The organism is Sphingobacterium sp. UGAL515B_05 (genome assembly GCF_033097525.1).
Taxonomy (GTDB): Bacteria; Bacteroidota; Bacteroidia; order Sphingobacteriales; family Sphingobacteriaceae; genus Sphingobacterium.
The window spans coordinates 199,692-222,263 of the sequence record NZ_CP109907.1 but is presented as its reverse complement, the minus strand read 5'-3'; the positions used below and the strand labels follow the sequence as shown (position 1 = coordinate 222,263).

Genomic DNA, 22,572 nt, shown 5'->3' with positions numbered 1-22,572 from the left:
TCTTCAGCTCTTCCCTAGGGAATAGCGGTAATGGACTGTTTGTAGCAAACAGGTCCTCCCTAAATACATAAACCTAATACATAATTCAATAACCAATTTAAAACAATACATGAAAACAAACTTCATTTTTAATGAAAGGCCACTGCCGTGGAACAAGCTCCGTAGTTACCCTTGGCAGTGGGCATTGTCCTCGCTGCTGCTATTGTCTCCAATGGCAACCATCGCGCAGCAACAGCAGATCGAAGGTAAGGTGCAGACTTTAAATGATAAGCCGATCGCTGGGGCTTCCATTACAGACCTCCGCACCGGGCAGACAACATCGTCTGATGGTCAGGGACGCTTCAAAATTAACGCATCGCCGGGAGACAAACTCGTGATCACTTACGTCGGTTACCGCAAGACTGAAATGATCGTTGGGCAACAACGCCTCATGGATGTGTTGCTCAACGAAGATAATACAAGCTTGGAAGAGGTCGTGGTTGTGGGGTATGGCACGCAGAAAAAGGCTTCGTTAACAGGGGCGATATCATCGGTGAACAATAAAGAAATCACGGTAACAAAAAATGAAAATGTGGTCAATATGTTAGCCGGTAAGATGCCCGGTGTGCGTATCAGCCAACAGTCGAGCCAACCGGGATCGTTTGAATCAAATATCGACATCCGCGGAATGGGTGAGCCCCTGATTGTGGTCGACGGGATCCCCCGTGATAAAGATTATCTGTCACGCATGGATGCCAATGAAATCGAAAGTGTATCCGTATTAAAGGATGCTTCAGCAGCTGTTTACGGTGTGCGCTCGGCGAATGGTGTTCTTTTGGTGACCACACGCCGGGGAAGTAACGAAGATGGAAACTTTGAAATAAACTATTCCTATAATCGTGCCTGGCAAAAGTTTCTTTATGTTCCCAATACGGTGGATGCCCTTGCCTATATGCAGCTTAAAAACGAACAGATAGGTCGCCATTTTAATAGCAATTATCCGGCGAAGATGCCTCATATTTTTGGGCCGGCAGATTTTGAAGCGTATCAGAACGGCACAAAAAAGACATCCAATTATGTGGATGCAGCATTCGACAAAGTATCGCCGCAATACCAGCACAATCTTTCCATCAACGGTGGCGGCAAGAAAGTTAATTATTTCTTCAACCTGGGCCATATGGATCAGATGGGCGCTTACAAAAGCAAGAGCCTCAACTATAATCGCTGGAATTTTCGCTCCAACATCGATGCGCAGATCACAGATCGTCTGAAAGCGTCTTTGGATGTGGGCGGGTATGCCGATGAGACCAACCAACCACGTACGGATATCTGGGCCGTCTACAAACAGGCCTGGAGACAAAGACCTATTGTTCCGATCTATGTCAACGACAATCCCCTTTATCCGAATTTCGAGATGATCGATAACGAAAATCCGGTCGTGGTAACGGATTCCAAACAGACGGGCTATCGTAAATTTTTGCGTAAGCAATTCAACGGTATTATCGCTTTAGACTATAAAGTGCCCTTTGTGGAAGGATTAAATGCGAAGGCAACCTATAATTATGACTTCAAGTACAGTGACAATACGGATTTCAAAAAGTCCTATTTTTTATATAGCTATACACCACCTGTCTATGATGGTAACGGCCAGATTATAACCCCTGAAAAGTATAATGCACATGAGAAAAATGCCCCTACGACCGTGAGGCGGAGTTCCTATCCGGATACGCATTCCCTGATGCAGTTCTCGTTGAATTATAACCGTCGTTTTGCCGAAAAACACCAGGTCTCCGGTTTGTTGCTTTTCGTCGAAGAATATAACAAATGGGATAGCTTCTATGCACAACGGGAGATCATGGTCAATTCGGAATATCTATTTGCTGGTGAGGACAAGAACCAATTGGCAAATATGGAAGGTATTGGCGAACGTACAGCGCGAGGTTTGGTCGGTAAGTTCAATTACGATTATTTGGGTAAATACATCGCCGAATTTAGTTTTCGTTATGATGGCTCCTCTAAATTTCCAAAAGAATCACGCTGGGGATTTTTCCCGGCGGCCTCGGTGGGCTGGCGTATCAGCGAAGAAGGGTTTATTAAAAACAACTACAGTTTTATCAATAACTTAAAAATAAGGGCATCCTATGGTAAGCTTGGGGATGACCGTTCGGCAGGTAATTACCCTTCAACCATCGTTGGTTATGCACTGGAACCCAATGAAACGGGATGGATCTTTGGTGGAAACCTCGTGAATGGGGCCCTGCCGACAGCAATTCCCAACCCTAATCTCACCTGGTATACGTCCAAAACTGCTGACGTGGGTTTGGATATGGATCTATGGAACGGCAAGCTGGGCTTGACTTTTGATTATTTTAACCGTAATCGCTCAGGCCTTCTAGCGACAAGCCTTGACTTGATCCCCGGTACTGTTGGTGCCAACCTACCGCAGGAAAATCTGGAAAGCGATCGCACCTTCGGTTATGAGCTCTCTTTGACACATCGCAATAAGATCAATGATTTCAATTATTATATTAATGCGCAGGTCTCTTCTACGAAAAGTCAATTTGTAAACCGCGTAGAATCAAAAGCAGGTAATTCGTACGACAACTGGCGTAACCGCTACTCTAATCGTAATAAGGATATCTGGTGGGGCAAGGAATATGCCGGACAGTTTGGATCGTATGAGCAGATTTATAACCACCCAACATTGGTAAGTAGCGGTACATTGCCTGGTGATTATTACTATCAGGACTGGAATGGCGATGGAGTGATCAACGATGCCGACAATCATCCTATTGCAACGTATAATATGCCTTTGATCAACTATGGTTTTACCTTAGGAGGATCGTGGCGCGGTCTGGATCTGACGATGAATTTTCAGGGTGCAGCAAAAGTGTATGTACAGTATAGTGAGGTACTGGCAGGGCCATTGCAGTTTGACGGCGGTGCTTTGACGCAGTTTTTGGATCGCTGGAGACCAGTTGATGCCGGTGCCGATCTATTTAACCCAAGTACCCAATGGCTTGCTGGATATTATCCTTCTACGGGCTCTGCCATGGCCGAAGGAACCCGGGCAGTTCAAAATGCCTCCTATCTGCGTCTGAAAACCTTAGAACTGGGGTATTCTCTCCCGCAACAATGGTTGAAGACACTAAAAATAAAGAATCTCAGGATCTATGCGAGTGCTTATAACCTGTTGACATGGACAGGTCTCAAATATACCGATCCCGAGCACCCAGGATCTGCCGGAGGTTCTTCATCGGGTGATATTGATGTGTACAAATATCCCATCAATAAAACCTACAACATTGGAGCATCCATTAAATTTTAATCTCAAAACGAACAAAACATGAAAAAATCAATCGCTATAGCAATCATTGGCCTTTTTCTGTGCTCGGGCATGCAATCCTGTAAAAAAATGGATCTGGATCCACTAGGGGTATTGGGTGAAGATGCGCTTTTTGGAAATGAGGCTGGAGCACGTAAATATGTCGCTGGAATGTACAGCTATCTGCCCATAGAAGACTTTGTATATCATCCTGAAAGAGGATTTAGATGGGACAATTATTGGCAAAATTCGGAAACACTTGCGGCCATGAGCGGCGAGATGACCGGACAATTTTGGGGGGTAGCTGGAGCACAGGGTTTTGGTTACTGGCCATATGATCGCATCCGGAATGTCAATACCCTGATTGCAGGCCTGCCTAAATACAAAGCCAATTACACCGAGCAGGGGTACAACCAGATCTTTGGGGAAGCCCATTTCCTGCGTGCTTTCTATTATTTTGCTTTGGTTAAACGCTACGGTGGGGTACCTATTATAAAGGACGTGCAGGATCCAACAGCTGATAAAGAACAGCTCTTAGTCAGCAGAAATAAAGAATCTGAGGTTTATCATTTTATCAATGAAGACTTGCAGGTGGCTATTTCAATGATGTCTGGAAGCAGCGAACGCGGCCGCGCCAACAAATATGTGGCAGCAGCTCTACTTTCCCGCGCCATGTTGTATGCCGGTAGTATTGCTAAATATAGTTCGTACAGCAATCTCTCTGGTGATGCAACAGACATGCAGTTGGTCGGTATCAAAAAGGAAGAAGCAGAATGGTTCTTCAAACAGGCTTATGATGCTGCAACAACCGTGCTGGCAGGACCGTACAGTCTGTATAATAAAAATGCACAGGATAAGGAACTCAACTACGTAAATTTGTTTTTGGACTTAGACAGTCCTGAGGATATTCTGATCAAGGAGTATAGTCTGACCGCACCGCACAACAACCGTCTCAAACACAGCTATGACGCTACCCACTTACCCAATCCGACCTTTTCGAGTGACAATGAGTCTGCGGCATATCCCGTATTGAATGTCGTGGAGTTATTCGGTGAACTTCCAATCACTGATGCCGGAGGGAAACCAGTACGTTACACGGACCGTAAACAGCTGTATGCCGATTTGGAACCTCGTCAGCGGGCCACATTTTACTTCTCAGGGATGGAATTACGTGAAGGCGCCGAAAGACGGAGTTTCGATATTCAGCGTGGACTCTATAAAACCTTTCCCGGTAAGGCTGCTGATGCACAGATGGGCGCGGGTACTGCGGCGATAAATAGCGAGTCAAATCGAATCCTGGCTGGCCCCAAAAATAGCCTGTTTGACTACAATGGTACGAAGATCAATATAACAGGGGAGCATGGCATGTGGAAAGATGGACATGCCAACAACACCCGAACTGGATTTTACATCCGTAAATACATTAACTATAAAATGTCTACCAAGGATGTGAAGTTGTATAACAGTACACAACCCTGGAAGGTCTTTAGGCTCGCGGAGATACTTTTGAATAAGGCTGAAGCTGCTTATGAACTCGGCCTGATCAAAAATGATGAAACGCTTAAACAGGAAGCATTCCAATACATCGCGCAGATCCGTAATCGTGCTGGTGCCAAGCCTTATCTCTATACAGCTGCTTCGGCAAACCTCTCCGGTAAATATGGTTATCCCCTGGATGGAAATCTGCAGTTTATACGCGAGGAGCGCGAACGTGAACTTTGCTTTGAAAATCACCATTGGTGGGATATGCGGAGATGGCGCATTGCAGATGTGGAGCTCAATAACTTTGTGCCCAATTCGCTGATGCCTTACCTTGTATTGGATGAACTGAAATATACTCCGGGCGGTGAACGGATCAACTCCTTTATTTTTATTCGCGAAAAAGAGCCTTGGAATAAGACGTTCAACTTTGAAAAGAAATGGTATTATGAACCTATTCCGGGTGGAGAACTGAACAAAAACCCTAATCTATATCCACAGAACCCTATTTACTAATTGAGCGGAAATGAGAACGATATATTTATTTACAGCATTGACAGGCTTGTTATTTTTAAATGCCTGTTCGAAAACAGATAATTACGATGGTCCGAATGCGACTATGAAAGGGCAGGTCATAGACAAGGTAACGAATAAACCCTTCCTGACCGGACAGGGCGAATTTAGCATCCGTCTGCTAGAAACCAGTTGGAGCGACAATCCCGCACCGCAGGATATTGCCGTCAAGCAGGACGGATCGTATAATCATACAAAACTCTTTCAGGCGACCTATACCCTCCAGCCCTATGGTGGTGCATTTTGGCCAGCGCAGAAAATCGAAGGTTACCAACTGGGGGCTAATGCAGAGCAAAACTTTGAGGTGACGCCCTACCTACAGATCAAAAATGTGAAGTGGACCTTAAAAGCGGAAAATAAACTGGAAATTTCCTGTACGCTTGCCGCACCTATTACGGGTGGATTGCCGCAAGTGATTGAGGTTCGCCCATTCCTGAGTCTGACACCATACTGTGGGGCTGGTAACCGTATTGATGCGTATTATAAGGATGAATATCGCGCATTGATCAATCAAAACTGGGAAAATATCGGCAATATGCAGACCGGAGAAGGGAAGGAAACCTACACGATCAAGGATATTCCATTGAAATCAGGGTATACCTATTATGTACGTATGGGCGCAAAGGTGCGCGACACCTACGAAAAATTCAATTATTCGGAAGTGGAGGTTATTAAAGTACCTTAAGGAAAGAATCTAAACAATAAGCGGGACTTGGTGCCCGCTACTACTACTCAATACTAAATAATTATTCGGATGAAACAATTTATTAAAGCAGGTTCCAGATGCCTATTGGGCATGACATTATTTTTTGCGACACACTTGCAGGCGCAAGATAACCCATTTATCAAACATATGTATACCGCAGACCCTTCGGCACGGGTATGGGCCGATGGCCGCCTGTATGTGTACGCTTCACATGATATTGCTCCGCCTCAAGGTTGCGATCTGATGGATCAATATCATGTGTTTTCGACGGCGGATATGAAAACATGGACCGATCATGGCGAAATATTGCGCGCCTCACAAGTCCCTTGGGGCAGAAAAGAAGGTGGATTTATGTGGGCTCCGGATTGTGTCTATAAAAATGGTACTTATTATTTTTATTTTCCACACCCAAGTGGTACGGAGTGGAATAAGACCTGGAAAATTGGTGTAGCTACGAGTAAATCACCAGCAAAAGATTTTGTGGTACAGGGTTATGTAAAAGGTGCCGAAGCACTTATTGATCCGCATATCTTTATCGATGATAATGGACAGGCCTATTTTTATCAGGGGGGCGGTGGCGTCTGTAAAGCAGGTAAGCTCAAAGACAATATGATGGAGATTGATGGTGAATTGCAAAAGATGGAAGGTTTGGAAGATTTCCACGAAGCTTCATGGGTACACAAGTATAATGGAAAATATTATCTGTCCTATTCTGACAACCACGATGAGAACTGGAAAGATGGAGTAAAAGGAGATAACCGCATGCGCTATGCGGTAAGTGATAACCCAATGGGACCATGGAAATCAATGGGCATCTATATGGATCCGACGAATAGCTATACAAACCATGGCTCCATTGTCAAGTTTAAAGGTAAATGGTACGCTTTTTACCATAACAGTGAATTGTCACAAAAAAATGGCGAATTCAACGATTGGCTTCGTTCCATCTGCGTAGACCGCTTGGAGTACAATAAGGACGGCAGTATCAAGAAGGTAAAGCAGACGGGCTTATTGACAGGTCCCAAATAATCGATGGGCACGAAGACGATATGTTGCCAAAAAAAATTAACTTTAAGGGCGGAACAACTGTTTCGCCCTTAAACCATCGAACACTTAATTGTTTAAAATGCTAACGAAGAATATCAAACGTAAAACCAATACATTGTTACGCACACTATGTTGCTGTTCTCTTCTTTCGGTCAGTATGCTAAAAGGTTTTTCCCAAGCTAAAATGACGAAAGATTATGTTGATTATGTCAATCCTTATATGGGAAACATCAGCCATTTATTGGTACCAACCTATCCAACGGTTCACTTGCCAAACAGCCTTTTGCGCGTTTATCCTGAGCGGGGAGACTATACGTCAGACCGTCTGTTTGGTCTGCCGCTTATCGTTACCAGTCATCGTGGAAAATCGGCTTTCAATCTTAGTCCCATGGTGAAATTGCCAGGCAGTTTGAAACCGGTACAACTGTATAGTTACGATCAGGAGGAAATACATCCGTATGCCTATTCGGTGCTATTGGATCAAGAGAATATTCAGGTAGACTATGCGCTGTCGCATCAGTCGGGGATGTATACCTTTACGTTTCCGACAACTTCGACAAAATACCTTCAGTTCAACTCACAGGAAGGGAAACTTCAATGGGACGGACAGGGACTTTCGGGTACACAGGATATTGGTAATGGTACGCACGTGTATATTTATGCTATTCCCGAATCCAAGCCTGTTGCGGTAAAGCGACTGCAGGGGCAACAACTGGAAAATGCAACAGAAGCTGTTGGTAAGAATTCCTGTATGGTATTGGAGTTTAATCAGGCAGGGACTAGCCTGCGCATGAAATATGGCGTTTCATTTATCGATGTCGCACAGGCAAAAGCCAATTTAAAGCGTGAAATCAGCGACTTTGATCAAAAGAAGCTCGCTGAAAAAGGGCGTAAAATATGGAACGACGCTTTAGGTAAAATAGCTGTGGAAGGCGACAATGAGTCTAATAAACATGTGTTTTATACCTCCTTATACCGCACCTATGAACGCCCAGTCAATATTTCTGAGGATGGCCGTTATTATAGTGCGTTCGATGGTAAGGTACATCAGGACGAGGGCAAACCTTTTTTTACCGATGACTGGATCTGGGACTCCTACCGTGCACATCATCCATTACGGGTATTGTTGGAGCCTGGCACAGAATCCTTGATCCTCAATTCTTTTGTCCGGATGTCTGAACAAATGGAGCAGCCTTGGCTGCCTACTTTCCCTGAGATTACCGGTGATAGTCGAAGGATGAATTCCAACCATGGTGTAGCAACTTTGTTGGATGCATACCGCAAAGGCGTGCGTAATTTTGATATCAAGAAAGCCTATCTGGCAGCAAAAGGTGCGATTACAGAAAAGACGCTGGCTCCTTGGTCGGGTAAAGCCGCGGGGAAATTAGACGAATTTTTTAAGGAGAAAGGCTATATTCCAGCATTGTACCCAGGTGAAAAAGAAACGATACCAGAAGTAAACGGTTTTGAACGGAGACAACCTGTCGCTGTAACCTTGGGCACTTCTTATGACTTATGGTGTTTGGCACAGCTTGCTCAAGAATTGGGTATTCAGGCTGATTATGATCTCTTTATGAAGCAATCTTTCAATTATAGAAATCTTTTCAACGAACAGACCAAATTTTTCCATCCCAAAGATGACAAGGGAAATTTTATCATGCCTTTTGATTATGTGTTTTCTGGCGGACAGGGAGCACGCGAGTATTATGGTGAAAACAATGCCTGGATCTATCGCTGGGATGTACAGCACAATATTCCGGATCTGATCAAATTGATGGGGGGAAATGAATTGTTTGTCAAGTACCTCGATGAGATGTTTCAGCAGCCTTTGGGGCGGTCGAAATTTGATTTTTATGCGCAGCTTCCCGATCATACAGGTAATGTTGGACAATTTTCCATGGCGAATGAGCCGGCTTTGCATATTCCTTATCTCTATAATTATGCCGGACAACCTTGGATGACACAGAAACGGATCCATAAACTGATCGGTGAGTGGTTTCGAAACGATCTAATGGGGGTACCTGGCGATGAAGACGGTGGCGGGATGTCTGCTTTTGTGGTCTTTTCCCAAATGGGCTTCTATCCCGTAACACCAGGGCTGACTTCCTACAGCATCGGATCTCCATTTTTTCAGAAAGTGAGCATACAGCTTCCTAATGGCAAGTCTTTTGTCATTATCGGCAAGAATGCATCTGCAAAAAACAAATACATTCAATCGGCGAAATTAAATGGGCAGCCGCTGAACGTTCCACAGTTGACCCATGCCGATGTGCTGAAAGGTGGTACATTGGAATTTGTGATGGGGGATAGCGCAAATCGAAATTGGGGGAACTAACAAAGCCTGCTTACCAGCATGTGTATGCCAGAAAGTAAAAAAATTAAAAAGCGCTGTTGATCGTCGATCAACAGCGCTTTAGTTTATAGATAGCTGTTTTCCATTAGCTATTTGCGATAAGATGTTCACCTTGCTTTAAACTGAACAACCAAAATTATGGTAAGCAGCTCAAATTTGGATGAACACTCCCTTATTGAAACATATCGGGGGTAATCAAGACTGCTGTACCTTTTGTTCCATTCCGTTCGATCTGTTTACCTGCATAGCTGATACAGACCGGACCATTACTGCTGGGGAGGATTTCAGCTTTCTTAAGCTTACCGTTTTCCCACTGTATATTCACCGTACGATTTCCTCTTGCTTTAAGTCCGGTTACGCTTCCCTGATCCATGTTGTGGCTTAAAGCGGGTAGCAGCTCGATGAGGTAATTGTTGTTTTTGTCCCTGACCTGACTTTGCAGCAGCATTTCGGCAATCGCTGCGGTTGCGCCAAAGTTCCCGTCAATCTGGAAGGGTGGGTGATTATCGAACAGATTGGGCAGTGTCTTATCACTGATCAGGTTATACAATAAGCGGTAGGCATGTTCTCCGTCATGCAATCTATTCCACATATTGATTTTCCAGGCCAGACTCCAACCTGTGCCATGATCGCCCCGACTTAATAGCGTCTTTTTTGCAGCTTCGGCTAGTTCGGGCGTATTAACGATTGAAATCTGGTTGCTCGGATGCAAACCAAATAAATGTGACGTATGCCTGTGATTTACCTCAGTCTCTTTATAATCTTCGATCCATTCCATAATGCGACCTGTTTCTTTGCTGATTTGTGTTGGAATAAGTTTGGTTAAGGCAGCTTGACAGCGTTGTCTGAAATCAGGATCGCAATCTAAGAGCTTTGTAGCTTCAACACAATTTTGCAGGAGGTCGCGGATAATCTGTGTATCCATGGTGGCACCGTAGGTAAAACTGGAAACTTCACCCGATGGTAGGATAAAACTATTCTCAGGGGAATGCGAAGGGTTGGTGGTCCAATAACCGGCAAATGATTTACCTTGGGGGATTTTGACCATAAAATCCAAAATAAATTCAGCCGCTCCTTTCATAATAGGATAAGCCTGGACTTTTAAAAATTCTCGGTCGCCAGTATAGTTATAATGTTCCCAGGGGTGCTGCGCCATCCAGGCCGATCCCATTGGCCAAATGCCCTGTACCCCATCGGCTGGAGCTGTGTAGCCCCAGGCATCGGTGAGATGATGTACCACCCAGCCTTTGGCTCCATAAAGCTTGCTTGCGGTACGCTCACCAAAAGGGATTAATGCCTTTGTGAGGTCAAATAGGGGCTTATGCAATTCAGAAAGATTGGTTACCTCAGCGGGCCAATAGTTCATTTGCAAATTAATATTGGTATGAAAATCAGCATTCCAAGGTGGATCCATCTGCCAAGCCCATAAGCCCTGCAAATTTGCCGGCATATGTCCTGGACGTGAACTGCTGATTAAAAGGTAACGACCAAACTGAAAGAATTTGTTGACTAAAGTATTAGGTACCTTTTGCAATTCTTTTGTCAGCCGAATGAGTGAATCAGTGGGTAGTTTTGCGAGTTTATCTTGTTCTGGATCTGGAAGATTCAACTTGACCCGATTAAAATACTGTTGATAATCTTCTATATGAGCTTGTTTTAACTGTTGATAATGCTGTTTGTTCAGGCTACTGATTACCTTGCGGCAGCTTGCAAGTGGATCAATATCCACCGGGGTTTGTGGATAGGCGATATGCTTCAATCCGGGATAATCAGTAGCAGCGGTGACGATGATGGTAATCTCATCTGCTCCGGTAATCGCTATGCGGCCGTCTGCATTGATAAGTTTACCGCCTTTAAGGATTACTTTTGCAATTGCGGCAAACTTTGTTCCGCGCTCATGGGCATGAGCAGATTGGCCAATCTGCCCCTGAAGTAGCAATTGCGTAGGATCTGTCGGATCAGCGGTGCAACTGAAATCCTGGGTTCTTTTCCAGGTGAAGTTTAAATCGAGTGCCTGTTTCTTGTTTGCTGTATAATGCATGACCATCGCGTTGGCAGGAGCTGAAATGAATGACTCGCGAAAGAACTTGACACCATTATACACGTAGCTTGTTTGTTGCAATGCACGCTCAAGATCAAGCGAGCGCATATACTGTTCAGCTTTAAGATGGGGCATATCAAACCATAGTTCGCCAAGCGACTGATAGGGTTTGATGTTTTTGGGTAAGCCCATCAACGTTGTGTCTGCAAGGTCGATTGCTTCTTTATTTTTACCTTCAAAAAGAAGTTGTTGTATCCGGGGCAGATACATTTTCCCCTTGGGATTATTGGGATCCTGCGGATGACCGGCCCAAAGTGTACTTTCGTTCAGTTGGACGCGTTCATCGGCGACACCACCAAAAACCATGGCACCGAGCTGACCGTTACCGAGCGGTAGAGCTTCCTCCCAAACTCCTGCGGGACGTGCATAGGATAACGTTAAAGGGCCTGCGGAGAGACTTGCAGCCGATTGAATCTGTGTGCGGTCTGTCCAGAATTGCGTGATCTTATGTTGCCGCTGACTAGCTGGGGCATCTATTATTTTAGTGGACTGCTGTGCCTTAATTGTAGTGTTGCCCATCAGTAGCAGTGCGCAGTATAGGAACGTTTTTATTTTCATCTTTTAGTTTCTTTTTGGTTGTTTTACGGGGGCTGCGGTTTTGGTTTTTAGGTATTTGCTTGCCTGTCCGGTTAACCAAAGATAATGATCATTTGGAAGATTATCTTCAATACCGACAAATGAGCCTGTTCCATTAAGTGGGACATCTTTTTGATGCAGTGTCTTGAATATGGCGGTACCTTCATCGACTTCATCAAACATGGCGATGTAGAGCATTTGAGCACCAATAGAAAGGTTATACTGTAATTGTTTCCACAGGAAATTTCCGGAATCACGTGGGACAAAAGCACGGGAGCTACCGGTCATGTTCGTCCAGGAGAATCCCGGGAAGCAAAGTGGAGCATAATCGATTTGATGTTGTTTGCACCAGTCCATATCATCTTTGATCAGGGATTTGAACTGATCGAATCCGGCCTGATTATATCGACCAACAAACCAAGGCATAATGATATCTGATTTTTTGATGAGTTCATGCAAAAATGGATCGGATTCGGTATCCTGACGCAATTCACGCCAATAAGTCGGTACGCCAAGAAGCACGCTATAGCCGTTTTGTTTGAGGTAATTGACAATCCGTTCGGCTGTTTTGAGATTATATTTGCGACCGTCGTTAAATCCGATACCCCAAACGGCAATCAGTGGTTTGCCATGATGAAAAAGATAGGTTTTGGCGCGATCACGCTTTTTGAGGTTCCATTCTTTTTCAAGGGCGGCTACATCGTCCATTAGGATTTTGTCGTCACCATCTTTAATTCCGCTAAGGTCGTACATGACGCAGATGGCGCGATCAAATTCATTGGCTGAACGAATAGCCGAAGTCAACACTGTGTTGAAGTGGTTGCGACCACTGGGGTTAGCAATCTCACCCACGAATCGTTGCATAAATACACCATCGATTCCGTATTGTTGCATCCATTTAAAATGAAGGTTTACCGAAGAATAGTCATGTGCGCTATAGAGTTTAGCGGGCTTTCCATCTTTTGTCATAAAAGGACTGTCATAGGTTATTTGATAGGTGCTGACGTCTGGCCAAAAATCGATATTTGTAGAACCGGGTTGGAATCCGTTTTTACCACGGTAATGGTACCATCCGCGGTCTGCACCATCAGTAGGACTATTGAACCAGCCTTGGTAGCCGGCCATAACGAGGCCGCGATAGGAATCGTATTGTTTTTGTGCGAATAGTAAGCCTACCGAAAAAAGCAGGTAGATGCCAAGAAGATGGAATTTGAGCGTTTTAGCTATCATATCGATTTATAATTAAGTTATTCTGCTAAATATCGATTAACTCAATTAATAGTCCATTAATAAAGTATTAATACGCTGTGAATAGCTAATTTTACCGCAGTTGAATATAAAGATTTACCGCCTTTTTATTGTCATGTTATATTTCTATTTTTTTTGTGTAATTTTTTGTGGAGTAGGAAAAATTGATCATCTTAAATGATCTACCCAATTGGAATAGGCATGTTTATGTTGGTCTTTTCCGTGCTTGTCGCACAGAAAAGTTTTTCGAATTTTATCCCTTATACTGGGGCATATAATGCGGTAATGAATATCTTATCTGAGAATGATTCCCTTGCACGGCTAGACTACAGGAACTTACTGATGCTCGTCATATTTCTATTGATCAGTTTTTGCTTATTCAAGCGGAAAGGACAGTTCTAATTTGTAGGCACACCTAATGGGCTATTTTTTGTCAAGTTCTTTTTTATAAGTACTTGGGGACTGGCCATATTTCTTTTTAAAGGCGGAAGCGAAATAGGATGCTGAGGAAAAACCGACACTGCTAAATATTTCGTTGATGTTTAGTCCTTCAGCCATGAGGCTTTTGGCTTTCTTTAATCTTCGCTCGATAATGTAATCATTGACGCTGCAGTCAAGTAACTGTTTGACTTTACGGTAGAGCTGCACGCGGGAGAGATGAAGCTCGTTGGCAATGCCATCGACACTCAATCGCGGGTCTGATAATTTGGATTCGACAATCGCTGAGAAATTGTTCAGAAAACGTCTATCGTTATCATTGACCTGCTCCGCTTGAGCGCTATCAAACTGTTCCACATTGCTGCTGTATTTTTCTTTAAGCTGATGGCGTGACTGTAGGATGTTTGAAATCCGTGTCCGCAGTAATTCGGCGTTGAATGGCTTAGTAATGTAGTCATCAGCCATCAATTTACTTCCTTCGAGCATCGTATCTTCGTTGGCGAGCGCACTCAGTAAGATGACGGGAATATGTGCGGTCTGATAAAATGCTTTGATGTCCTTTAGAATATCCAGACCGCTACCATCGGGAAGCATAATATCCGTAATGACTAGATCTGGAAAATGTGTCTTCAACATTCCATTGGCTTGTTGCACATCTTTTGCCAGGAAAAGATTGTAATCCCTTTCTAAGAGGGAGCGGAGATAATCTCTGATCTCATCATTATCTTCAACGACCATAATACTTTTTGATCTGTTGGATCGAAAAGAAAGATTGTTGTCTACCATCTTTCGTGTGGCGTCCACTATGTCGTCTTGTTGAAACAGCGGTTTTTCTCCCTTGTCGAAATCGGCCAGTTCAGCAGGCTCGTAGTGACTATTTCCAATTGGCATACGTAGGGTGAATATCGACCCATGGCCGGGTTTGCTACTCACAGTGATTTGGCCATGATGCAGTTCGATGATCTGTTTGGTGTAGGCGAGGCCGATTCCGGAGCCATTACGGCTACTGGCGCCCTGATAAAATGGATCAAAAATGTGCTCAATATCACTTGGGGCAATCCCCAGGCCATTATCCAAAACCCGTAGATAGAAATAGTCTTTGAAATTGTTTTCTTCCAATATAATTTCAATTCTGCCACTTGCCGCCGTATGTTTGATCGCGTTGGACAATAAATTGGATAAGACCTGTTCCATCAGGTATTCGTCCATCCAAACCTCTTTCAAGCTTGTTTTGTTGACATAACTGACGGAGATCCTGTTTTTCTTAAATAAGGGCTTGAAACTACCTATTACCTGCTGAATAAATGGGTCAATGTAAACGATGGCCGCATGTAGCTTAATCTTCGATTTACTGATGCGATGGATATCAATGAGGTCGCTGACCAAACGTTGTAGTTTTTTTGCATTCCGTTTGATGCGTGACAGCTGTTCTCTGACCTCTTCGGTAAGATCTTTTCGTAATTCAAGGTCCTCGATAGGCGCGATGATAAGGGTTAGCGGGGTTTTAAATTCATGCGAGATATTGGTGAAGAAATTATTTTTGATTTCTGCCGCTTGCTGAATTTGACTGTTCATTTCGACGATCTGTTTTTGTTGCGCAAGAATCTCGCTATTCTGGATTTCCAGATGTTTGTTCTTTTCCCAGTTGCTCCTGATCACGATAATAGAAATTCCCCCAAAGACAACAGCTAGCACCAAGCTAACGACCAATACATTAAGAACGGACTTTTGGCTTTGGTAAATCTTATTCTGTTCTGTAATGAACTCCTGTCTTTTGTCAATATCGAGCTGCTGTTGTTTTATTTTATCCGACTGCAGGGCAAGCAACTCCGCGTTGGTTTTATCGATGACTGAGGTTGCGAGGATATTCTCGCGGCGGTAGTTTTGGTGGTTGATGATAGCCAAGGCCGTTCGAATGGCTTCGGCCCCGCCAGTGGGATAGAGTATGGAAGCAAACATTTTGCCCTGTATGATCTGTTCAAGGCCATTTCCGGGACCAGGAAGAGCATCAACACCAATTATCTTAATATCCTTTTTGATCTGGGCTTCGTCCAATGCTTTTTTTACCCCCATGGCCATCTGATCATTGAATGTAAAGATGATATCACTCTGGCTCATGACGTTTATATGCTTACGCATTTCCAGATAGGCTTTATTTTTCTCCCAGCCGCCGTGAATGACGCCGCTCACCCGAACCGCTGTGGCATCTCCAATTTGCTGCATAAAGCCTTTTTCACGCTCTATTGAAGCCGAAGTGCCCGATAGCCCTGTGACTAATCCGACCGAACCCTTTCCTTGCAAAATCGTGCGGCTATATTGACCGGCCAGTTTCCCGATGGCGAGATTGTCGGCGCCCACATAAGCATTATATTGGCCGGATGACGTCTTACGGTCTGTTACGATGACAGGTATATTGCGTTGGAATACAGAATCCACAATTGGCGTGAGTGGCTCGGCCTCATTTGGGGATACAATCAGAAGATCGATATCCTGTTTGACTAATTCGCGAATTTGATTGATCTGTACATTATTGTCGCCATGTGCGTCGCGATAAAGAAAGTCAATATCAGGATTGAAGGAAAGTTCCCTTTTCATTTCCTCGAGCATCGTTTGTCGCCAGGCATCGTTTCCGATACACTGCGAAAAAGCGATCACCTGCTTTTTCTTTCGGACCATTGGTTGACATCCACAAAAAAGAAGCAAGGTCAATATGCCACTAAAAATGAAATATTTTCCCATGATTTTTCCCCTTAAATATCCGAATATACATTATTTAGATTTTTTAGGATAACAGGGATAGTGTTAGTGTATATTTTACACTAAAATAGGAGCCTTCAAAAATGTATCATTTTCTAAATTTTCTGTTTAAAAAGTGAAAGTTTTAAAAAACAGACTTAGTTTAACTGTCAGATTTTTAGTGTTTTAACGTTTTTAAAAAAATGTTACATAAATAAATGTTTTTGCGAAGTCCAAATTTAAGTTAAGATGAAGCACGTGTTAAATTTGGATTAATCAATTATAGATCATCACATGAACAAAAACACGGTATTAGCTTGGTCCTTTGTAGTGGCTTTAGGCGGATTTTTATTTGGATTTGATACAGCGGTTATTTCGGGAGCAGAAAAGGCCGTTCAGGAGCACTGGCATTTGAGTGAGTTTCAGCATGGACTGACAATGGCCATCGCCTTGATAGGGACAGTTGTCGGCGCAGCATTAGGTGCACTGCCTTCGGATAAACTAGGCCGTAAAAATACCTTATTTGCTGTTGCAGCCCTTTACTTTATTTCAGCGATTGGTAGTGCACTGGCGAATGACTGGACGATATTTATTTTATTCCGCTTTTTGGGTGGCATAGGAGTTGGCGTCTCTTCGGTAACGGCACCAATCTATATATCAGAAATCTCCCCGGCAGCATCGCGGGGTAAGTTGGTAGGGCTTTTTCAATTCAACGTTGTATTAGGTATTTTGATTGCCTATTTGTCCAACTATTTTATCGGTCAGGTTGGCGAAGAGTCCTGGCGCTGGATGCTGGGGGTGCAGTGCTTCCCGTCGTTGTTATTCTTCTGTTTGATCTTCCTCATCCCGGAAAGTCCGAGATGGTTGCTGCTGCACAGGGGGAATTTGGCCGAGGCAACACGGATTATGAAAAAAATTAATTCAGATGGTTACGAGCTGGAGATTTCAAAAATTCAGGAGTCCAAAAACAATTCCACAGGAGAAGGCAAACTCTTCGTTCGCGAAAATGCCAAACCTATTTTATTGGCCTTTTGTTTTGCGCTGTTCAATCAAGTTTCGGGTATCAACGCGATTATATATTATGCGCCCCGCGTATTTGAAATGGCTGGTTTGGGCTCACAGAGTTCATTGCTTTCGACAGTAGGTATAGGGGTTGTCAATTTTATTTTTACGTTGTTGGCGATCAATTTCATCGATAAGGTGGGCAGAAGAAAATTAATGTTGGTGGGCTCGATCGGGCTGATTGTTTCATTGGCACTCGTTTCCCATGCTTTTTATACCAACCAAACGACGGGTTTTGCGATCACAATCTATCTGATGAGTTTCATTGCCTTTTTCGCATTCTCGCAAGGTGCGGTGATTTGGGTGTTTATTTCGGAAATTTTTCCGAACGACGTACGTGCCAAAGGGCAGACATTTGGTAGCTTGACACATTGGGTGATGGCGGCGATTATCACTTTTTGCTTTCCAGCCTTGACGGAAATGCTCGGCGGCGGCGGTACCTTCTTGATCTTTGCTCTATTTATGGTGCTGCAGCTTGTTTATGTGCTTAAGTTTATGCCGGAGACAAAAGGGAAATCATTGGAAGATCTTGGGCATACCATCAATCTACATTAGTCTTTAGCTGGACTACGCTAATAGACGTCGGAGTAGCCATGAAGCGACCGGCGCCTATCGAAAGTTATTTAATCAAAGACAATGTGATAGCATGTTGCGTGTATCTATTGTCAACATTGAATTTAAAGGGAAATATAATAATCAATTTGTTACTTGGTTTTTGGCGCTCGGCCGAAGCTTTGTATAAAAAGGAGAAAATATGAAAAACGGAGATAAATCAATACAGGGTATTTGTTTTGGCGAAGTTCTTTGGGACAATCTTCCTACAGGTAAAAAATTAGGCGGTGCGCCTTTGAATGTGGCTTATCACCTCAATAAATTGGGGGTTACAACGCGTATGCTAACGCGTACAGGGCGTGACGATAATGGTTACGAACTGCGTAATGTATGTGAAGATCTGGGTATCCCGACCGATTTCTTCCAGTACGATGACGTGTTACCAACTTCAACAGTAGAGGTTTCGATCGATGCAAAACGCGACGTGCATTACGATATCGTTTATCCTGTAGCTTGGGATAGAATAGCGGTGGACAATGTTGTTCTTGAGGCAGTTGCAGCGGTGGATTTTTTGGTGTATGGCAGTCTGGCCTGTCGGGATGAAGTAAGTTTTCAAAGCTTGCTATTATTGCTGGAAAAAGCCCGCTTCCGGGTGATGGATGTCAACCTGCGTACACCTTATTTTGGTCCGGAAAAAATACATACACTGTTGGGATACGCTGATTTTGTGAAAATGAATGCCGAGGAACTGCATGTTATTTCAGACTGGAATGGCGCGACGGATGCCTATACCGATCAGCAGCGTGTAGACCTGATCATGGAGCGTTTTGCAATTCAGGAGGCAATTGTAACCTATGGTGCAGATGGAGCGGTATATCATTTTAAAAAAGACAATATCAGTTATCATTTTCCAGCCTTGAAAGTTCAGGTAGAAGATACCATCGGAAGTGGTGATTCTTTTTTGGCGGCTTTCCTGACCAAAAGGTTTCAGATGCAGGAAGGTGTTCAGCTGGAGGAAGTACTGGAATTTGCGGCCACATTAAGTGGATTTGTGACACAGAGCCGGGGGGCTTGTCCTGAATATAACGATGCGGTCATCAATCGATTCCAATGGTTGCATCCGATCTTCAATGGAGCTCAGAAGCAACAGTAGGTGAACTGCTTCTTTACGAAGCAGTTTACCCGTTATCATAATCAAATAATCAATCTAAATCATTAACCATTTACTTATAACCAATTATGTTTACAAGACAGAAAGCAATGCTGCTCCCGTCTTTGGCACTTTTTTCTGTTGTCGCATTTGCGCAACAGACTGAAATCCGGGGAAGAATTACGGATAGCGGGACAGCAGCACCTATAGTAGGGGCATCTTTAGTGGTGAAGGGAACCACAATAGCCACCAAGACAAATGAAAAGGGAGAATTTGTCCTTCAGACTTCGGGCAATCAGGGTACATTGGAAATAAGCTATGTCGGCTATGCCTCCCAGGCGATTGCTGTAGCAGGAAGAAAGTTCCTCGATATTCAGCTTGCACCTACCGAAAAAGGGCTCGATGAAGTGGTCGTTACGGGATATCAAACAGAACGGAAGAAGGATTTGACGGGTGCAGTGAGTGTTGTTAATGTTGCTGAGATGATGAAGGCTCCGGAAAATAACCCGATGAAAGCGCTGCAAGGACGGGTCGCTGGTATGACCGTAACTTCGGATGGTAGTCCGAGTGGAGCGGCAACAGTGCGTATGCGCGGAATCAGTTCCATCAATAGTAGTCAGGATCCCTTGTATGTCATTGATGGAACCCCCACACAGGGAGGAATGCACGAGCTCAATTCGAATGATATCGAAAGTATTCAGGTTTTAAAGGACGCTTCTTCGGCGAGTATCTATGGCTCGCGCGCAGCGAATGGTGTTATTGTCATCACAACAAAAAAAGGAAAGATAGGTGCCCCTAAACTTACGGTAGACGCCTATGCTACCAGTACGCATTTTAATAATCGCATGAAAGTGCTGGATGCCCAACAATATGGTCGTGCATTGTGGCAGGCCACCATCAATAATGGTGGAAACCCTAACGGAAATAATATTGGTTATCAGTTTGAATGGAATAACGACGCAAATGGCGTACCTCAGCTCAATACTGTTTTTGTTTCCAAGTATATCGACCGTGAACATACCATGTACGCTTCTGATACCGATTGGTTTAAGGAAGTTTCAAAACCGGGATTGCAACAATCTTACAATGCGACATTAAGCTCCGGTACAGAAAAGTCCAGTTCCTTTTTCTCCTTAGGTTATTTGCACAACAATGGGACACTCCGTTACACGGATTTCCAGCGGATATCAGCCCGGATGAATGCCGATTATAAATTATTCGATGGACGCTTGGTGGTGGGCGAGAATTTTACGGTAAACAATACCGGTGAAGTGCAGGTACCGGGCGATGTGCTTGACCTTTCGTTAAAAGCATTGCCCATTATTCCTGTCCATACAGTAGATGGAATAGGATGGGGTGGGCCATCATTGGGGATGAACGACCGCCATAATCCCATGCGTGTACTTTATGACAACCGGAACAATAAATATAATTATTGGCGGTTGTTTGGAAATGCCTATGCCGATCTACAGGTCATAAAAGGTTTGCATGTCCGCACCAGTTACGGTTTGGATTATAGTAATTTTTACAAACGTAATTTGGAAGTATCCTATCGTTCGGGATTCATGAACAGCAGCCGGAGTGGGGTTAATATGGAACAGTCCCATGGGATGAAGTGGACTTGGTCCAATACGGCAACTTATCGGAAAGAGATTGATAAACATACCTTAGATGTGCTTGCCGGTATGGAAATGAACCGTCAGAATGATATCAATTTTAATGCCTATACTGCCGGAGATGGCGCCTTTGCCATAGAGACACCTGAGTATATGTGGCCAGGTGTGAGTACGGGCACAGCGGCAGTAGGTGGTGGCTCTACGGGATTCTCGCTGTTATCCTATTTTGGAAAGGCCAATTATTCCTATGATGACCGCTATCTGGCTTCCTTCACCGTGCGGCACGATGGCTCTTCCCGCTTCGGTAAAAATAACCGCTTTGCCACTTTCCCGGCGGTAACAGCGGGGTGGCGGATTTCGTCCGAGCGTTTTATGGCAAGTACAAAAAACTTTATTTCGGACCTCAAGCTGCGTGTTGGATGGGGGCAGACAGGTAACCAAGGGATAGGTAATCTGGCTACCTATGCGCTGTTCGTCCCCGAATATGGTGTTGCTGATCCCACATGGAACATCGTGGATGGCACAGCATACGACCTCTCGGGCGCAGGAACGGGAAAATTACCGTCGGGATATCGCAAAATTCAAACAGAAAACAATGACCTGAAATGGGAAACCACAACGCAGACGAATATCGGTTTGGACTTTTCATTGTTTAAGCAAAGTCTCTATGGTTCGATTGATTGGTATGTCAAAGCAACTAAAGATATGTTGATCAATCCAGCCTATATCGGTGTGGTCGGAGAGGGCGGTTACCGTTGGGCGAATGGTGCCTCCATGGAAAATAAAGGTTTGGACGTATCGGCTGGATATCGCAATAAAACATCGTTTGGACTGGATTATGATGTGATGGCTGTGTTCTCTACCTATAAAAACAAGGTGACACATTTGCCCGAAGCGGTAGAAAACTCCTACGGAGGTCGTCAGGGCGATAATATTATCGGCCGGCCGCTGGGATCATTCTATGGCTATGTCACCGACGGTATTTTTCAGAATCAGGACGAAGTGGATGCGCACGTCAATCAGACCGGTAAGGGGATAGGGCGTTTACGTTACGTCAACGTCTATGATGCGGACAAGCAGATTACGGATATGGACCGTACCTGGATCGGTAGTCCACATCCTGATTTTTCCTATAGTCTCAATATTGTGCTGAAATATAAAGGGTTTGACCTATCGGCATACTTTCAGGGGGTACAGGGGATAGATGTCGAAAACTGGCTGAAAAAGCAAACAGACTTCTGGAGCGTGGATGACGTCAATTCCAATAAAGGCCTTCGGTTGCTGAATGCATGGACACCACAAAATCCAACGTCGACGATTCCGGCCTTACAAACGACAAACAACAATGACGAGGGCCGCCTGTCAAATTACTTTATTGAGAATGGATCTTATATGAAACTCCGGAATCTGTCTCTGGGCTATACCTTGCCAACAGCAACAGCCTCACGCCTGCGTATGAGCCGGCTAAGGATCTATGTGACCGGTCAGAACCTATTTACCGTTAAGTCAAAGAATTTTACAGGTGTAGATCCTGAAAATGTAGGTTGGGGGTATCCAATTCCAACGACCTGGACAGCTGGAGTAAATATTGGATTTTAAAAAGGGGAGAAATAAGGCTATACACTTATAAA

11 protein-coding genes are annotated in these 22,572 nt (G+C 44.1%); 8 read left to right on the top strand and 3 right to left on the bottom strand.

The genetic code is table 11. The features are described from left to right. Positions 1 to 109 precede the first annotated feature (109 nt). The 5 genes from OK025_RS00805 (at position 110) to OK025_RS00785 (ending at position 9,444) form a co-directional block, all read left to right on the top strand. On the top strand, positions 110 to 3,307 hold the full coding sequence (locus tag OK025_RS00805) for a TonB-dependent receptor (RefSeq protein WP_317667914.1): 3,198 nt from the start codon (positions 110 to 112) through the stop codon (positions 3,305 to 3,307). 18 nt (positions 3,308 to 3,325) lie between these two features. Beyond that, complete coding sequence (locus OK025_RS00800; protein WP_317667913.1) at positions 3,326 to 5,299, top strand: RagB/SusD family nutrient uptake outer membrane protein; 1,974 nt, start codon at positions 3,326 to 3,328, stop codon at positions 5,297 to 5,299. Between the two features lie 10 nt (positions 5,300 to 5,309). Then, complete coding sequence (locus OK025_RS00795; protein WP_317667912.1) at positions 5,310 to 6,041, top strand: DUF3823 domain-containing protein; 732 nt, start codon at positions 5,310 to 5,312, stop codon at positions 6,039 to 6,041. Positions 6,042 to 6,110: 69 nt separating this feature from the next. Then, positions 6,111 to 7,091: a family 43 glycosylhydrolase gene (locus OK025_RS00790; RefSeq protein ID WP_317667911.1), complete on the top strand. Its 981-nt coding sequence runs from the start codon at positions 6,111 to 6,113 to the stop codon at positions 7,089 to 7,091. 97 nt (positions 7,092 to 7,188) lie between these two features. Continuing rightward, positions 7,189 to 9,444, top strand: coding sequence for a GH92 family glycosyl hydrolase (locus OK025_RS00785; RefSeq protein WP_317667910.1), 2,256 nt, complete (start codon positions 7,189 to 7,191; stop codon positions 9,442 to 9,444). Positions 9,445 to 9,634: 190 nt separating this feature from the next. Here OK025_RS00785 and OK025_RS00780 read toward each other — a convergent pair whose 3' ends face one another. The 3 genes from OK025_RS00780 to OK025_RS00770 all read right to left on the bottom strand — a co-directional run bounded on the left by OK025_RS00780 (position 9,635) and on the right by OK025_RS00770 (position 16,564). Continuing rightward, positions 9,635 to 12,121 carry a glycoside hydrolase family 95 protein gene (locus OK025_RS00780; RefSeq protein ID WP_317667909.1) on the bottom strand — a complete coding sequence of 829 codons (2,487 nt, stop codon included), beginning with the start codon at positions 12,119 to 12,121 and terminating at the stop codon, positions 9,635 to 9,637. Between the two features lie 3 nt (positions 12,122 to 12,124). Then, positions 12,125 to 13,369, bottom strand: coding sequence for a glycoside hydrolase family 71/99-like protein (locus OK025_RS00775; protein ID WP_317667908.1), 1,245 nt, complete (start codon positions 13,367 to 13,369; stop codon positions 12,125 to 12,127). 441 nt (positions 13,370 to 13,810) lie between these two features. Beyond that, positions 13,811 to 16,564 carry a substrate-binding domain-containing protein gene (locus OK025_RS00770; protein WP_317667907.1) on the bottom strand — a complete coding sequence of 918 codons (2,754 nt, stop codon included), beginning with the start codon at positions 16,562 to 16,564 and terminating at the stop codon, positions 13,811 to 13,813. A gap of 291 nt (positions 16,565 to 16,855) precedes the next feature. Between OK025_RS00770 and OK025_RS00765 the strand changes: the two genes are divergently transcribed. The 3 genes from OK025_RS00765 (at position 16,856) to OK025_RS00755 (ending at position 22,540) form a co-directional block, all read left to right on the top strand. Continuing rightward, positions 16,856 to 18,178, top strand: a complete 1,323-nt coding sequence (locus OK025_RS00765) for a sugar porter family MFS transporter (protein WP_159729307.1) — start codon at positions 16,856 to 16,858, stop codon at positions 18,176 to 18,178. A 199-nt stretch (positions 18,179 to 18,377) separates the two neighbouring features. After that, entirely contained in the window at positions 18,378 to 19,328 is a 951-nt protein-coding gene (locus OK025_RS00760) for a carbohydrate kinase (protein ID WP_317667906.1), read from the top strand. Positions 19,329 to 19,414: 86 nt separating this feature from the next. After that, positions 19,415 to 22,540, top strand: coding sequence for a TonB-dependent receptor (locus OK025_RS00755; protein ID WP_317667905.1), 3,126 nt, complete (start codon positions 19,415 to 19,417; stop codon positions 22,538 to 22,540). Positions 22,541 to 22,572: the final 32 nt, after the last annotated feature.